This is a genomic window from Chryseobacterium phosphatilyticum (assembly GCF_002899825.2).
Lineage (GTDB): Bacteria > Bacteroidota > Bacteroidia > Flavobacteriales > Weeksellaceae > Chryseobacterium > Chryseobacterium phosphatilyticum.
In genome coordinates, this window is record NZ_PPED02000039.1 from 1 (window position 1) to 572 (window position 572).

The window sequence follows — 572 nt, forward strand, 5'->3', positions numbered from 1 at the left end:
AACCAGACCGCCACAGCCGGCACCAGGAAGGCGAGCCACTCGGCGGCGACGTTGCCGAGCATGCAGCCGCTGCCGCAGTGAAGCACGCCCTTGCCCACCATCACGGGGAACGGTGTACCGGTCATGTTCGGCGGCTTCTCGCCTCGCTCCTTGGCGTGGCGGTGCGCATCCCTCGTCGCGAGCCGGCCGTAGCGGAGCACGACTGGGGTCGCCAGCGCGAACTGTATCCAGTTGGAGGTCTGCTGGCCGAGGCGCTCCGTCAGACCGAACAGGTGGCCGCCCATCTCCAGCACGAACACGGGCAGGGTTCAGGACGAGCCCGACCCAGAACCGGCGGGTCATGTCGACCAACTCGTCACTGGGGCCGGTGTCGGCGCCGATTATCGCCGGCTCTAGCGCCATGCCGCAGATTGGGCAGGCGCCCGGGCCGACCTGGCGCACCTCGGGGTGCATCGGACAGGTGTAGATCGTGCCCTCCGGCACGGGCTTGGGCTTCGCCGCCGCACTGGCCGGGTCGAGGTAGCGGGACGGGTCGGCCTCGAACTTGGTGCGGCAGCCGTTCGAGCAGAAAT

At 69.2% G+C, this 572-nt stretch carries 1 protein-coding gene; it reads right to left on the bottom strand.

The window, feature by feature from the left end; translation table 11 throughout:
* Window positions 1–299 (bottom strand): hypothetical protein (locus C1631_RS25330; RefSeq protein ID WP_228441494.1); only part of this gene is annotated, 299 nt, incomplete at its 3' end.
* Between the last annotated feature and the right edge of the window lie 273 nt (window positions 300–572).